Source organism: Mariniflexile gromovii (assembly GCF_017814435.1).
In the GTDB taxonomy this organism is placed as follows: Bacteria; Bacteroidota; Bacteroidia; order Flavobacteriales; family Flavobacteriaceae; genus Mariniflexile; species Mariniflexile gromovii.
Map to the genome: position 1 here is coordinate 53,831 of NZ_JAGJCB010000020.1, position 15,353 is coordinate 69,183.

Below are 15,353 nucleotides of genomic sequence, written 5' to 3' on the forward strand. Positions count from 1 at the left end.
GTTTCACGAATTACTCATTTAGTACCTTTGATTTCTAAAAAATGATTTATTTTAGCTGAAAATTTTAATTATGGCTGGGAATTCTTTTGGAAAACTATTTACTCTAACAACTTATGGCGAATCTCATGGGCCTGCTTTGGGCGGTGTTATTGATGGTTGCCCATCTGGAATTGAATTAGATTTAGAAGCCATTCAACAAGAATTAGACAGAAGAAAACCAGGACAATCGTCTATTGTTACACAGCGTAAAGAACCCGATGTTGTTCAGTTTCATTCAGGTATTTTCGAAGGAAAAACCACAGGAACTTCTATTGGTTTTGTGATAGAAAACACCAATCAAAAATCACACGATTACACCCATATAAAAGATAGTTACCGGCCAAGTCATGCCGATTATGTGTACGATAAAAAATACGGTTTTAGAGATTACCGTGGTGGCGGACGTAGTTCAGCACGCGAAACCGCATGTCGTGTAGTTGCCGGTGCCGTTGCTAAACAAATGCTTAAAGGCATTGAGTTTTATGCATACGTGTCTGGAGTGGGAACTTTAAAATTAGATAAACCACATAACGAGTTAGATTTAACCCAAATAGAATCCAATATAGTACGTTGCCCCGATGCCGCTATGGCAGCAACCATGGAAACGTATATTAAAGAAGTTCGTGGAAAAGGTGATACCGTTGGTGGTATTGTAACCTGTGTTATTAAAAATGTGCCAATCGGTTTAGGAGAACCTGTTTTCGATAAATTGCATGCCGATTTAGGTAAAGCCATGTTATCCATAAACGCCGTAAAAGGTTTTGAATATGGCAGCGGTTTTAAAGGTTGTACCATGTTGGGAAGCCAACATAACGATGCATTTAATACCGATGGTACCACAAAAACCAACTATTCAGGTGGCGTACAAGGAGGCATTAGCAACGGTATGGATATCTACTTTAACGTCGCGTTCAAACCCGTAGCAACCCTAATTCAAGAATACGAAACCATAGACAAAGAAGGAAAAGTCGTGGTTATGCACGGTAAGGGGCGTCACGACCCTTGTGTAGTTCCACGTGCCGTACCCATTGTAGAAGCTATGGCAGCATTGGTTTTGGCCGATTTTTACTTACGTAATAAAATGTATAGTTAGAAGCTATTCCCGCTTTCGGCTATATCTTTCTTGTGCTGAACTTGTTTCAGTATCTCATCATAGTAGTTGTGTGCATTTTAATTTGTGTTTCAAGCCACTTTTCGTTTAGCACAAAAAAGGATGCCGCTTCAATCGGGGCTAAATTATCTGTAGTGTTTGTGTTTAGAATAAAGGTAGCTTTCCTATCTTAGACCCATCATATTTACAGCTAGTTCAGAAATGAAAAATCTGCGTTACTTAGTGCTATTTATTTGTTTGAACTCCTTTTCTCAAAGTGTTAAAGTAGATACGTTGTTCTTGGCGCCCTACGAAAAAAACAAATCTTCAACTGATAAGTTAATTTATCCAATAATTAATACAGGTAACATCAAAATAGATTCGTTAATAAATTTTGATTTAAAGAATAGATACACCTTTGATGAAGCTCCAAATTTATCAGTAAGAGAAACGCTTACGCAATGGATTGGAGATCAAATAGGGTATATAGATTTCAATGTTACTTATAATCAAAACAATTTACTGTCACTAAATATCCAAACAGAAGGTTGCGCTGCGTACTGTACGAACTGGGTATCGTATTTTAACTACAACACAAAAACAGGTGAATACTTGGAACTTAACCACATTATAGACTTATACCAATTCAAAGAACAATTAATTACCGATAAAAGCAACCAATTTGATGGACAATTGAATGAACTGAAGGAATTGCTAAAAACCAACGAGATTAATTTAGATGAATATAATTGGGTTCATGAATATTACATTAACTGTAAAAATAATGCTGATTTTGAGGAGTTTGCTTTGTATGATGATTATTTGCAAGTTATAGAAGAGTGTAGTCTTCCAAATGCTATAAAGAGTATGACACCACATATTGAATTAAAATATGCTTATTCTACATTAAAAAATAAACTAAAATTATCTCTTGAGGATAAAGGCCTAAATTATTACAGTAAAACCAACGATTTAGAAGTAATTTATGTAGATGCGAATACAATAAAAATAAGCTTAATGATTGCCAATGAAAATTGTGCTGTCCCCGATTTTGAAGGCGTTCTATATAAATCTAAGGAGAATACATTTGAAGGTTTTGTGTTTTCTGATAAAGGTGAAGTATATGAATCAAAGCATCATTTAAAAATACAAAAGATTAATAATGTTCTAGAAGTATCGTCAAAAGATTCTGTTGAAAATTGGCAATTAGGGGCATTTTGTTGGATTGAAGGAAAATATACAGCTAGATAAAGCAGTAAGTTTTATTCATTCACAACTTAGTTTAAATTCTTATCTTGCTTCAAAATTCAATAATCAACTAAAAACAATCCCTCTCCTTTGGAGAGGTTAGGAGAGGCTTATGAAAAAACTCGCACTACACTGGAAAATATTAATAGGAATGACCCTCGGTATTATATGGGCATTACTTTCAAGTACATTAGGTTGGAGTGCATTTACAATAAATTGGATAGACCCTTTTGGTACCATTTTCATAAATTTATTAAAACTTATAGCAATTCCATTGGTGCTTTTTTCTATTATTGGAGGCGTAGCTAATATTGGAGATCCTAAAAGCTTAGGAAGAATGGGAGGTAAAACCTTGGGTATTTACCTTGTTACCACGATAATGGCAATTTCATTAGGTTTGGTTTTGGTAAATGTGATAAAACCAGGTAAATTAATTGATGAACAAAGCAGAATTGATAACAGAATTAGTTACGAAATTTGGTCATCTTCCGAAGGTCATGAGGTAAAAGATGGTATCAATTATTTAAAAGACCCTGCGTTTTTTGAGCGTGCCCAAGAAATATCCGAATTATCAAAATCAGAATTAAAAGAAGCTTCGGTTTCAGATAAGCTCGAAAAAGCTAATAAACAACAAAGCGTCTCGCCTTTACAACCATTGGTTGATATTGTGCCAGAGAATTTCTTTGCATCTCTTTCTAATAATGGATTGATGTTGCAAATCATCTTTTTTGCCTTGTTTTTTGGAATCTGCTTATTATTCATACCAAACGACAAATCGCAACCCGTATTAGTTTTGGTTGACGGCATAAATGAAGTGTTTTTAAAAATGGTGGATTTGGTAATGCAAGGAGCTCCTTTTTTCGTATTTGCTTTATTGGCAGGTGTAGTTAGTAAAATGGCGGGTGACGATATGGGTAAAGTGATCGAAATTTTTAAAGGATTAAGTTGGTATTCATTAACCGTTTTAATCGGATTGTTGCTTATGATTTTTGTAGTATACCCAACCATATTAAAGTTGTTTGTTAAAAAGATTCCGTATTTGGGCTTTTTTAAAGCTATGGGGCCAGCACAAACCTTGGCGTTTTCAACCTCTAGTAGTGCTGCAACACTTCCGGTAACTATGGAATGTGTGGAGCAAAATTTGGGTGTAGATAAAAAAGTAAGCAGTTTTGTGTTGCCTATTGGTGCTACCGTAAATATGGATGGTACCAGTTTGTATCAAGCAGTTGCGGTTATATTTTTAGCTCAAATGCACATGATAGATTTAACCATTGGTCAGCAAATAACGGTGGTTTTAACCACTACTTTGGCATCTATTGGATCTGCCGCTGTGCCAAGTGCAGGTTTGGTTATGCTTATCATCGTTTTAAATTCTGTGGGTTTAAATCCAGCTTGGATAGCTATTATTTTTCCTGTGGACAGAATTTTAGATATGTTCAGAACCGTAGTAAATGTAACAGGCGATGCCACGGTTTGTTCTATAATTGCCGATGGTGAAAATATGCTGAATTACAAAGACGAGAAAGATCCAACCGAAACTTTTGATTTAGATTCTTAATATAAAACATAGGTAATTAATGAGCAAAATTTCAATCACATCTCCAGTTGTTTCAGTGTCTTGGTTAAATGACCATTTAGATGCTGAAAATTTAGTTGTATTAGATGGTTCTATAAAGAAAATAGTCAATCCTAAAATTGATTCTATTGAATTTCAAATACCAAAAACACGTTTTTTTGATTTAAAAACAGCGTTTAGTAATGAATCTGCACCGTTCCCTACTACGTTTCCATCGGAAGAGAAGTTCACTTTAGAAGCACAGGCTTTAGGTATTAATAAAAACAGTGCGATTGTGGTGTATGATGATAAAGGAATTTATTCAAGTGCCCGAGTTTGGTGGATGTTTAAAGCTATGGGGCATGATAATGTAGCAGTTTTAAATGGTGGATTGCCAGAATGGATAAAAGCAGGATATATAACAGAGGGTAAAAGCTATTTTACTGGAGTTAAAGGAGACTTTGAGGCGCATTACAAACTAGGTTTTATGAAGTTTTATGATGATGTTAAACAGGCTTCAGAAACAAAAACCCATACCATTATCGATGCTCGTTCTGAAGGGCGGTTTAAAAGTATAGAACCAGAACCTAGAGTTGGCTTGCGTATGGGAACCATACCAAATTCGGTTAATTTTCCTTTTGAAGATTTGTTAAAAAATAATCAATTGCTTTCAAAAAAAGTGATAGAGGCAAAATTTCAATCAATAGCTAAAAAAGAAGAGCCTATTATTTTTTCTTGTGGTTCTGGTATAACGGCTTGTATTTTGGCTTTAGGAGCTACTATTTCAGGATATGAAAACATCGCGGTATATGATGGTTCTTGGACTGAATGGGGAAGTTTAGTTTCTGAATAACTAAAAATTTCTTAATTTGAAGAAATAAAATTTTTTTCAATGGAAAAATTAGCACTTAAAGACATAATAACTAAAATAAAGAATGAAGAAATTTTTGAAGCTGTAGCTTCAGATTATTCGTTTACCATAAAGATTGAGAAGTTAGTTCCTTATGCATGTGCTGCAATACATGACGGTCATCAATTTAGGAAAGAACTTTGGTCCAATTGCATCCATTCGGAATATGAGCGCTGGTATGAGGAAGATCCTGAAACTAAAAACATGATTAAATCGCACCCAATAGTTATTGCAGGTCGCGATTCCCGTTTTGAATACGATTTAAATCGCAGCCCAGAAGAAGCTGTTTTTGACACCGCTTGGGGAAAAGAACTTTGGCACAATCCGCTATCAGAAAAGATGAAAGACAAAAGCCTGAGAAAGCATACCAATTTTTACAAAGTGGTGCATACACTCATTGAAACTTTGGAATCAAAATTTGGGTTTTGTACGGTTTATGATATGCATAGTTACAACTGGAAACGTTGGGATAGAGAAGTGCCAACTTGGAATTTGGGAACCTCCAATCTTGATGCCACACGTTTTGAAGAAGCGATTGAAAAATGGCGATTAAGCCTTTCAAAAATCTCATTTCCTGACGGTATTAAATCTACTTCAAAAATTAACGATACCTTTCAGGGTAACGGTTATTTTTTAAAATATATCACACAAAATTTCAAAAACACACTGGTGTTGGCTACCGAAATAGGAAAAGTGTATTGCAATGAAAGCGAACAGATTATATTTCCAGAAATTGTGACATCGGTAGAAAAGCAACTCAATATTTTACTGCCACAAAATGCCATGGAGAATTATAAAAAATATTCAAATAAATGATTAAAGAAAACCATATCGATTCTGAGATTGTGGACAGGATTTGCGAAAACTTGGATTCTAAGAATCCTATTAATCAAAAATTGCCAAAAAATGGCATTCTTCATATAGATAAGTTGTTGCCGTTTATCTGTATTTACAGATTTAACATGTTAGATGTATATTTTTCTCGATTGATAAAAACGCAGGCATCTTATTTAATAGCAGATGAAACCCTAAACCTCACTCATTTAATAGAGGCTATCCGCATTATCATGGAGCAAAAATTCGCAACCTTTTTAATTCTAGAATTTTGGCCAGACAAGGATTTAAAATCTAGTGAATTTACAATAAGAGGCCCTAAAGTAAAAGAACCAGGCACATTAAACGCTTTAAAAAAAGGGTTTGAGTCTTTAAATGCTGCCTATCCAAATATTTCAAGCAGTACGCATGTGCAAAAGGAAAGACATCCCGAACATCTTGAACCTTTGTTGAATGACGAAATGTCAAAAAAAACAGGAACCCTAATTTTAGGAATTTCAGTTCCAGTTCTTTACAAAAATGCCGATACTAACGAATTGTATTCACTTTTTTTTAGGGAATTTTATGCGGTTTTTTCAGAAACTGTAAAACGGGCAGCTTATGAATTTATTAGAATCCAAAATGCCGATGATTTTAAAAATTATCTTATGCTTGGAAAAACCCATTTGGATGAAATCACCCAAAAAGCGGATGAAGATCTGGCTGAAATAAGTTCTGGTATGTTCTTCTTGTTAAGAACAACTCCTGTAAATAGTAATGAAGAATGGGAGAAATTTCAAGAAAATAATTTCGAAAAAACACCCACTTTTAAATACAGGTTGATATCCTTGGATCCAGAATTAGAAAAGCGCAAACTCTACAACATACCTATTGACCAAATTGAAGATCCTACCATTGCATTTATTTTAAGAGGAAAACGTTTGGAAATTGAAAAACAACTAACCATGTTAGAGGAGCGTGGTACGGATAACTTTCGTTATATAAGTGAAAGTCTTTATAGTACTATCAGTAAAGATGTATTAAATGAAGCTAAAAACATATTAGAAACTTATCAGAAAGGAGAAAATTCAGATGATAGTACACGATTTAATTGTTATCAATTTGCTCACTATGCTCAAATGGAATTGGATTACTACAGCGAAAAATTCCCAGATTTGGAATTGAAATTGGAAATTAGAAATGATGTGGCCGGTATTATGGTATCAAAGTCCAAACTCTTGATAAATGATCAAATGTCTCTGGATTCCAAACGTTGCGATGCCCTCATTCAGCATGAAGTGAGCACACATATCCTTACATATTGTAATGGAAAACAACAACCATTAAATCAAATGTATGAGGGATTTGAAGGCTATGACCAGTTTCAAGAAGGGATTGCCGTAATAACAGAGTATTTAGTGGGAGGTCTAACAATTAATAGGTTACGCCTGTTGGCAGGCAGAGTAATGGCTGTTAAATCAATGACAGAAAATGCTAGTTTTATTACGACCTTCAATTTATTATATAAAAAATATGCTTTTCCGTCAAAAGTGGCATATAATATTACTATGCGTGTTTATAGAGGTGGTGGGTTAACTAAGGATGCTGTATATTTAGCTGGCGTTATGGACGTTTTAAAGTATATTAAAAATGGCGGTGCCCTTGAAACCTTATATACTGGCAAATTTAACATGCATCACATTAAAATTATAGAAGAATTGCTACAAAGAAATGTTTTGAAGGCTCCTGTGTTGCCACGATTCTTAGAAAGGGAAAGTGTTAAGGAACGTTTGCATCAATTGCGACATGGTATTAAGGTAACACAGTTAGTAAATTAAGCGATTGAGTCCACAATTTTTCATAGGATATAGTAATATTGAAGAGTAAAACAATTAAGCTTTAAATTATGAAAATTGCATTCATTATAAATGATCACGAAACAGAAAAAGTAAATTATACAACTCCAGGTTTAGGATATTCAGCATACAAGCGTGGACATGATGTTTATTTTATAGGTGTTGGAGAATTATCTTATGCATCTAAAGGTCATCTATCCATTCGTTGTAAAACCATTAAAGATGCTAATTTCAATAGTCAAGAAACTTATTTTAAAGCGCTTCAAAAAGAAAGTTTTACAACTATAAGTTCAGAAAATTTGGATATTCTTTTCTTAAGAAACAATCCCGCAGATGAGATAAATAAACGTGATTGGGCGCAAAATGCCGCATATATTTTTGGCGAGATTGCTATGAGTAATGGTGTGATTGTATTAAATCACCCTAGTAGTTTGGCTAGTGCTGTTAATAAGATGTATTTTCAACATTTTCCAGAAATTTTAAGACCTCAAACGATAGTAACACGTGACCATAATGAGATAAAAGCTTTTTTTAAAGATCAAAAACAGAAAATGATATTAAAACCTTTGCAAGGTTCTGGTGGCACCAATGTATTTATGATGGATAAAAAAAATGAACATAATCTGTCTCAAACCATTGATGCTATTTGTAGAGATGGTTTTGTAATTGCTCAAGAATATTTAACAGAAGCAAGTAATGGCGACACCAGATTGTTTTTAATGAATGGTGAACCTTTACAAGCTGATGGTAAGTATGCTATGATGCAGCGTGTAAATGCATCTGGAGATATTCGAAGCAATATTCATGCAGGAGGAAAACCCCAACCAGCAAAAATGACGGATCAAATTATGAAATTAGCCGAACTTGTTAGACCGAAACTTGTTCAAGATGGGATGTTTTTGGTTGGACTTGATATTGTTGGAGATAAGCTTATGGAAATTAACGTGTTTAGTCCAGGAGGATTAAACGTCATCAACCAAATGTATGATGCAGATTTTTATGCACCAATTATTGAAGCTATTGAAAAAAAGGTGTATTATAAAAGTATGTATGAAGGTTATTTACAAAATTCCCGATTGGCTACCCTGTAATTTTCTCATTCCAAAAACTTACTCTTTAATTCGGGAGTAGGTATCCAACACGATTCTTTTTTTCCATACCATTTGTATCGGTTTTTCGCAATATAATCATATACCCAATTGCGGATAAATGGTGGAATAATAAAAAATACAATCATTAAGTTTTGTGGAAACCCCAAATGACTTGCTATTTTTATAGCTGCTGTAGATTTTGAAACCACACCTTGTTCTGGAGTGTATAACAATATAGAATCTGTTTTGTTGGTGTCTATATTATATTCTTTAATAATTTCTTGACCAGCATCACTTTGTAATGCCGTAAACATAAATACATTTTGTTTATCATGTTCAATAACATATTGAACCGAACTGTTGCAAAGGTTGCAAACCCCGTCGAATAAAATTAGTTTTTTATGGTTTGGAATATCTACTTTCACAATGTAAAAATACAATAAGCTTTTAAATTGTGTTTAAAAATTGCGTTAAATCTGTTTCGGAGTTTAAATTCAGTTTTTTCTTTAACCGGTATTTAGATTTCAAAACACTTTCAGGCAAAACGTTAAGCATGGATGCGATTTCTTTGGTTGAAAGATTCATGTGTAAAAAAGCCGCTAATCTAATTTCCTTTTCAGTGATGTCACTTGAAATCGATTTGATTTTCTCATCAAAATTGTTGTGTACTTCAGAGAAATAGGATTTGAACACTTCCCAATCTTTATCTTCTGCACTTTCTTTTTTTAATAACATTACAAGACGTCTAAATTCAATTTTAAATAACTCTGGCGATTGTTTTATTTTTTCTAAATTTTCTTTTAATTCCTGTATAAATGTGTTTTTTTGAACCAAATGAAGTGTTTGAGATGCCAATTCTTTCTTTTTAAATTCAATTTCTTGCTTATAGATTTCTTCTTGAGCTTCACGTTCAATTCTATTCTTTTTCATACGCTGTTTAAAACCAAAAAACAAAAGACCTGATACAGCTAAAAAGGTGAACATACCACCCGCATAAAGTCCTTTTCTTAAATTACTAATCTCAACTTTCTGGTTTAAGGTTTTTATTTCTTCTTGTTGTAAGGCTATTTCAGTTTCCTTTTTTTCGGTTTCGTAAATGGTTTTTAGTTCTTCAATTTGTTGGTGTTTTTTTATATTAAATAGGCTATCATTTATTTTTTGGGATTCTTTTAAATATAAAACAGCATCTTTGGTGCTATTCATTTTAAAAAGTATTTCGGAACGAAACTTATAAAGATCTTTTAAATGTGGTAATGTACCCATGGGTTTTGATAGAGCTATGGCTTTGTCATTATAATTTAGAGCTTCTGAAAATTTGTTGGAATGATAATCAACTTTTGATAAACCGTCAAGAGCATTTGCCAAACTTAATTGAAGGTTTTCTTTTTCAGCTATATCTTTCGCGTTTAAAAGCAGTTGTTTTGCGTTTGAATAGTTTTTGTTTAAAATTTCTAATTCAGCTAAATTGTGTAAGATGTTTGAAAGTGATAATTTGTCTTCCACTTCTTTGGAGTATTCTATAGCTAAATCATAACACTTTTTTGCGTTTTCGTAATTTTTTAAATTTTGAAAGGAAATACCTAAAGAGTTGTACGCATAAGCAGCGTACATTTTTTCACCCAGTTGTTCATATATTTTTAAGGCTTGGTTGTAATATTTAATGGAAGCTTGATAGTTCTCTAATTCAGATTCAATATCTCCAATCTGTCTTAAAACATCGGCTTTTCTTGATTCATGATTTATTTCCTCAAAGCATTTTAAGGCTTTAAAGGCTTCAGTTAAGGCCATTTTATAACTCCCTTTTTCAATATAAATATTAGCTAAAGCATTGTGTTGTGCACCAATAAACTTCGTTTTTAATTCGCCATCAGCTTCATTTTTCATAATTAAATCCAATGTTTCTTTAGTGATTAGAATAGCCTCATCTAAATTACCTGTAATTTGTTTAATGCTAGACATGGAATGATTTATAAAAATAACACCTCTAATACTATTAATTTCTTTAAAGTATTGTTTTGCAATATCATAATAATATAAGGCAGAGTCATTTTCGCTTTTGTTGGCATAGTAATTTCCAATATGCATATGGCCAGCACCTAAACCTTTTCTGTAATTTATTTTTTTTGAAATATTTAATTCTTTTAAGGCATACTGTTTTGCTTCTTCAGGTTTTGAAAACATTAGTTTTTCATGTAGTTTACCTAAAATCGTAACTTTAATTGAATCGTCTGTTTTTCTGTTTTTAAGTTCAAGCTTTAAACTATCAATTAATTTTGCTTTTTGGGAAATAACGGTTTGCGACATTAAAAAAACAGTTAAAAATAAGATTGATATTTTCATGAGAATGGATATTTAACTACAACTAAGATAATTATAAATTAAAAGCAAAGCATATGGTTTGGTTTGTGTTAAAACGTCTATGTCTATGTTATGTCCATGCATTTAAACTTTAAAAATAATTTTATTAAAATTTAAATAACTGATTTTTAGATACTTATAATTATTTTGAAATGTGGTTGGATATGTTCCGTCCATAAGTGTAAGGTTTTGGTTTTTAATACTTTGTCCATACTTTGTCCATGCTTGAAATTAGTTTTTAGAAGCATCAGTGTCTAGTTTTGATATGTTGAATCACAAAAAACTAGAAATTATGAAAACACAGCTATTAACAATCCGAAACATTATGAACAGTTTTATGTTTGCCATCTTTTTAATATTTTTAAGTGGATGCAGTAAAGAAGAACTAGTAGATTCAGGACAAAGAGAAAATCCTGATGCCCAAAACATTTCAGATTTAATTAAAAATCTAAGCTACAACGCCAATACACTTTTAAACGTTAAAGAAACTGGAGGTGGCCCAAATAAACGAACTAAAACGAGCGACAAAAATACTTCAACCAGTCCAAACCTAGGATACTATGAAACCTGTAATACAAAAAAATACAGTTTAGAAACTAATTTTGATGATGTAGCCATATTAAGGCCTACTAATGGTATTATTTGGCCAGGAGCATTGGTGGTAGGTAACCAAGGGATGTTAGATGGTATGCCGGACCCCATTACATTAGGTAGAGCACCTGTAAAGTTAAGAATAGACCTTCCGGGAATAGGGGAGAAAGGAAATATTGTGGTTGAAAACCCTACAAATTCCGTAGTGCAATCTAGTATTGATGATGCGTTGGAATGGTGGAATGCTAATAAATACCAAGAAGGCTATATAAACGCATCAAACTCATCATACCAATCTACCAAATCTTATTCCTCAAAACAGGTAAGTTTGGATGTTGGTCTAAATTTGGAGTGGGCAACAGGTGCCGTTGCATCTCAAATGGAATATCAAAGCAGTACAACCAAACGGGCTGCTACTATGGTGTATAAACAGGTTTTTTATACGGTAACCATGGATACGCCATCTACGCCAGCAAGTGTGTTTGGTGCCGATGTGTCTTTAGCAAAAGTTGAAAATGCCATTAATGATAAAAATCCACCTGCATATATAAATTCAGTTTCTTACGGACGAATTATCATGTTTAAACTTGAAACCACCGACACCAATACGTCTGTTGATTTAGATGCCGTATTAGAATATGCGGGAGGTGTGAATGGCACAGGTACTGTAAATGCTACTTACGATGCCGTTTTAAAAAAATCGAGCATAACGGTAGTTACCATAGGGGGTAATGCCGAAGTAGCCTCTGAAGCGGTAAGTGCCACTGGTCCGGGCTCATTGAGATCTATAATTACTGGAAAAAATGCTGTATATAGTAGAGATAATCCAGGTGTTCCCATTGCATATACCATTAGATATTTAAAAGATAATACGTTTGCAAAAATGGGATATACCACAGATTATGAAGTTGTTGACTGCTCAATTCAAGAATATCAACATAAAAATGTTTATTTAGACAACAGTCTTTTGGTGGATTCAAGATTTAGATTTGCATATAAGAAAAAAGGAACACAAACTTTAGGTTACACCGATTGGAAAAAAGTTTCAACTAATGCTTCTAAGGAAGGTATAAAACCACCAAGTGGTGCGCATGGTGTTACCGTACAATTTCAAGCATGGGACTTTACATGGAAATCGCTTGGAGAATATTATTTAAATTATGTAAGCAGTGAAAAAAACTATGAAACTTATTGCTCTAAATGGGTAGTAGTCTGTACCCAATATTCGGTAAGAGCGAAATAGTTATATAAGTATAATTTAGTTTAATTATTAATCAGGCAGTCAGCACCTAAAGTTGAGATTCAACGACTTGGTGCTGGCTGTTATTTTTTCATAGCTTCTACCAATTCCAATTCATCCATGCTCACATTAGTCGTAAAGATACCATAATTAACAACAGCTTTGTTCTTTTCAATTTTATCAATACTGCCAATGGCTTTGCCATCGTTCATGCGTACACGGTCGCCAACTTTTAAAGTCACTTTTGGTTTTGGTTTTTCAATGGCTTTCTTTTTGGCTTCCTTTTTCTGCTCTCTTATTACGGTAACTACTTTTTCTGCTTCTTGTTTTACTTTTTCCTCTTTAGCCTTTATAACCTTCTTTTCCTTAGCGGTAACCCTTTTTCGTTTCGAGTTTTCTATTTGAACCAATTTAAAAAGTTCATCCATTAAAGCTTTTTTCTGTTTATTGTTGAAATATTTGTCAGATAAATCATCCACTTTTTGCCCTAAGTAAATTAAACGTTGGTTGCTATCGTACAATTCTTGATAGCTTTCTAGTTTCTTCTGAATTTTTGCATTCGTTTCCTCTAGTTTATCAGCTTCTTGAAGTTTTTTCTTTTCATTAATCTTTAACGATTCCCCTGTTTTTTCAAGTTTAGAACGTTCCTTTTGAAGCTTGGCAATAGTGGCATCAAAACGCACTTTACTACGTTCAATCTTCTTTTTGGCACGATTTATCAACCCAAACGGAATACCATTTTTTTGGGCTACTTCAAACGTAAAACTGCTTCCTGCTTGCCCAATGACTAGTTTGTACAGCGGCTCCAACGTTTTTTCGTCAAACAACATGTTGGCATTCAGTATAAAAGGCAACTCGTTTGCCAGAATTTTTAAGTTGGAATAATGTGTTGTGATAATGCCAAAAGCTTCCCGATGGTAAAACTCTTCTAAAAAGGTTTCAGCCAAAGCGCCACCCAGCTCAGGGTCGCTTCCTGTTCCGAATTCATCAATTAAAAAAAGGGTGTTCTTATTACATTTTTTTAAGAAATAATTCATCTGTTTTAAACGGTAACTATAGGTGCTTAAATGGTTTTCAATGGATTGATTATCGCCAATATCGCTCAAAACCCTATCAAATAAACAGGCTTTACTGCGTTCGTGTACCGGAATAAGCATACCACTTTGCAACATCACTTGTAATAAACCAACTGTTTTTAAGGTAATGCTTTTTCCTCCAGCATTGGGGCCAGAAATAACTATGATGCGGCTATCTTGTTTTAGTTCAATGGTTTGTGGAAACGTTTTTGCTTTTTTCTGTAAGTTGTTTAGATAAAGTAGCGGGTGATAAGCATCGCGCAAAAGCATGCTTTTATCTTCCGATATTTCAGGAAGAATGGCATTCATGGAGTTGGCATATTTTGCTTTGGCCGATATAACATCCATGGCAATTAAAAACTCTTGATAGTTTTCTAAAAGCGGTAAAAACGGACGGATAAAGTTGGTAAGCTCTTTTAAAATTCGAATGACTTCTTCATTTTCTTCATATTCTAAATTGTTCAGCTCCCTAGTGTATTTCATGGTAGTTTCAGGCTCCATATACACAATGCTTCCTGTTTTGCTGCTGCCCATAATAGAACCTTTCACTTTTCGGCGGTACATAGCTTTTACAGCCAAAACCCGTCTATTTTCTACAACACTTTCGCGAATATCATCTAAATATTCAAGGCCGTGGTACATATTTAAAGCGGTAGCAAAACTTTGGTTTATTTGGCCCTTAATTTTGTTTATGTTTTGCCTTAAATCAAAAAGTAAAGGAGATGCATTGTCTTTAATATCTCCAAAACGATCCACAATCGCATCTACTTTTTCAATGATGGCTTTGGTAACTTCAATAAGGGAGGCAAACGCATGAAGTGTTGGGTAGTAATCTTCAAACTTCTTTAAAAACGTAACAATATCATTGGTTGATATGGACATTGAAACTATTTTCTTTAAACTATGAACCTCTAAATAGGTGTTTTCAATGCGTAAAAGTTTAATTTCTTTGGTTATGGCATCAAAACCATGGTTGGGTATGCGGTTATCGTTATCAAAAGACGATAGATATTCATTGGTTAATTGTAAGTTGTAAAGCAGTGATTCTCGGGTACTAAAAGGTGTGATTTGTAGCGCCTTTTCGTTACCCAATACAGTTATACAATGCTCGCTTACTTGTTTTAAAACGGTTGAAAACTCTAAATCCTGTAATGTCTTTTCGTGAATGTGAATCATTCTAAATAATTTGCCTAAATAAGCTGCTAAGTTACATATTTAACCTATAAAAAGCAGGTGTTAATTAACAGTTTAAGATTGTAATTTAACATTATGCTAACAGCTTTGTATTGTTTAATTTATACTTTTAATACTAAGTTAACAAACATCAATCAAACTATTAGCAGGTGATGAAAGTCCTATTTAAAAAATAGAGTGAACCCAAAAGGTTAGACAAATTTATAATTAATTTTGATAATAATGAGCTCGATATTCAGTCGGGCTCATACCTTCTAAATTTAGTTTAATTCTTTCATTATTATAATACTTT

12 protein-coding genes are annotated in these 15,353 nt (G+C 33.5%); 8 read left to right on the forward strand and 4 right to left on the reverse strand.

What is annotated here, in order from left to right; genetic code table 11:
- Positions 1-70: 70 nt before the first annotated feature.
- The 7 genes from aroC (at position 71) to J8H85_RS16080 (ending at position 8,602) form a co-directional block, all read left to right on the forward strand.
- Complete coding sequence (gene aroC, locus J8H85_RS16050) at positions 71-1,132, forward strand: chorismate synthase (RefSeq protein ID WP_209656298.1); 1,062 nt, start codon at positions 71-73, stop codon at positions 1,130-1,132.
- A 219-nt stretch (positions 1,133-1,351) separates the two neighbouring features.
- Positions 1,352-2,380: a hypothetical protein gene (locus tag J8H85_RS16055; protein ID WP_209656300.1), complete on the forward strand. Its 1,029-nt coding sequence runs from the start codon at positions 1,352-1,354 to the stop codon at positions 2,378-2,380.
- 109 nt (positions 2,381-2,489) lie between these two features.
- Positions 2,490-3,935: a dicarboxylate/amino acid:cation symporter gene (locus J8H85_RS16060; RefSeq protein WP_209656301.1), complete on the forward strand. Its 1,446-nt coding sequence runs from the start codon at positions 2,490-2,492 to the stop codon at positions 3,933-3,935.
- Between the two features lie 19 nt (positions 3,936-3,954).
- Complete coding sequence (locus J8H85_RS16065; RefSeq protein ID WP_209656302.1) at positions 3,955-4,785, forward strand: sulfurtransferase; 831 nt, start codon at positions 3,955-3,957, stop codon at positions 4,783-4,785.
- Between the two features lie 39 nt (positions 4,786-4,824).
- Positions 4,825-5,658 carry an N-formylglutamate amidohydrolase gene (locus tag J8H85_RS16070; protein WP_209656303.1) on the forward strand — a complete coding sequence of 278 codons (834 nt, stop codon included), beginning with the start codon at positions 4,825-4,827 and terminating at the stop codon, positions 5,656-5,658.
- Positions 5,655-7,493: a flavohemoglobin expression-modulating QEGLA motif protein gene (locus J8H85_RS16075; protein ID WP_209656304.1), complete on the forward strand. Its 1,839-nt coding sequence runs from the start codon at positions 5,655-5,657 to the stop codon at positions 7,491-7,493. Before J8H85_RS16070 ends, J8H85_RS16075 begins: the two co-directional genes overlap by 4 nt.
- Before the next feature lie 68 nt (positions 7,494-7,561).
- Positions 7,562-8,602 carry a glutathione synthetase gene (locus J8H85_RS16080; protein WP_209656305.1) on the forward strand — a complete coding sequence of 347 codons (1,041 nt, stop codon included), beginning with the start codon at positions 7,562-7,564 and terminating at the stop codon, positions 8,600-8,602.
- A gap of 5 nt (positions 8,603-8,607) precedes the next feature.
- On the opposite strand, the gene J8H85_RS16085 is transcribed toward J8H85_RS16080, so the two are convergent.
- Complete coding sequence (locus tag J8H85_RS16085) at positions 8,608-9,027, reverse strand: thiol-disulfide oxidoreductase DCC family protein (RefSeq protein WP_209656306.1); 420 nt, start codon at positions 9,025-9,027, stop codon at positions 8,608-8,610.
- Positions 9,028-9,049: 22 nt separating this feature from the next.
- Positions 9,050-10,942 carry a tetratricopeptide repeat protein gene (locus J8H85_RS16090; protein WP_209656308.1) on the reverse strand — a complete coding sequence of 631 codons (1,893 nt, stop codon included), beginning with the start codon at positions 10,940-10,942 and terminating at the stop codon, positions 9,050-9,052.
- 310 nt (positions 10,943-11,252) lie between these two features.
- Here J8H85_RS16090 and J8H85_RS16095 point away from each other — a divergent pair, with 310 nt between their 5' ends.
- On the forward strand, positions 11,253-12,794 hold the full coding sequence (locus tag J8H85_RS16095; protein ID WP_209656310.1) for a thiol-activated cytolysin family protein: 1,542 nt from the start codon (positions 11,253-11,255) through the stop codon (positions 12,792-12,794).
- Positions 12,795-12,874: 80 nt separating this feature from the next.
- On the opposite strand, the gene J8H85_RS16100 is transcribed toward J8H85_RS16095, so the two are convergent.
- Both J8H85_RS16100 and J8H85_RS19195 read right to left on the reverse strand, forming a co-directional pair.
- Positions 12,875-15,043 carry an endonuclease MutS2 gene (locus J8H85_RS16100; RefSeq protein ID WP_209656312.1) on the reverse strand — a complete coding sequence of 723 codons (2,169 nt, stop codon included), beginning with the start codon at positions 15,041-15,043 and terminating at the stop codon, positions 12,875-12,877.
- A 225-nt stretch (positions 15,044-15,268) separates the two neighbouring features.
- Positions 15,269-15,353, reverse strand: an 85-nt coding sequence (locus tag J8H85_RS19195) for an IS3 family transposase (RefSeq protein WP_209656314.1), incomplete at its 5' end; no start/stop codon positions are given.

What these genes read in the sequence shown, in the direction of transcription:
- aroC (WP_209656298.1), top strand. Translation starts at nt 71, where the DNA reads ATGGCTGGGAATTCTTTTGGAAAACTATTTACTCTAACAACTTATGGC.
- J8H85_RS16055 (WP_209656300.1), top strand. Translation starts at nt 1,352, where the DNA reads ATGAAAAATCTGCGTTACTTAGTGCTATTTATTTGTTTGAACTCCTTT.
- J8H85_RS16060 (WP_209656301.1), top strand. Translation starts at nt 2,490, where the DNA reads ATGAAAAAACTCGCACTACACTGGAAAATATTAATAGGAATGACCCTC.
- J8H85_RS16065 (WP_209656302.1), top strand. Translation starts at nt 3,955, where the DNA reads ATGAGCAAAATTTCAATCACATCTCCAGTTGTTTCAGTGTCTTGGTTA.
- J8H85_RS16070 (WP_209656303.1), top strand. Translation starts at nt 4,825, where the DNA reads ATGGAAAAATTAGCACTTAAAGACATAATAACTAAAATAAAGAATGAA.
- J8H85_RS16075 (WP_209656304.1), top strand. Translation starts at nt 5,655, where the DNA reads ATGATTAAAGAAAACCATATCGATTCTGAGATTGTGGACAGGATTTGC.
- J8H85_RS16080 (WP_209656305.1), top strand. Translation starts at nt 7,562, where the DNA reads ATGAAAATTGCATTCATTATAAATGATCACGAAACAGAAAAAGTAAAT.
- J8H85_RS16090 (WP_209656308.1), bottom strand. Translation starts at nt 10,942, where the DNA reads ATGAAAATATCAATCTTATTTTTAACTGTTTTTTTAATGTCGCAAACC.
- J8H85_RS16095 (WP_209656310.1), top strand. Translation starts at nt 11,253, where the DNA reads ATGAAAACACAGCTATTAACAATCCGAAACATTATGAACAGTTTTATG.
- J8H85_RS16100 (WP_209656312.1), bottom strand. Translation starts at nt 15,043, where the DNA reads ATGATTCACATTCACGAAAAGACATTACAGGATTTAGAGTTTTCAACC.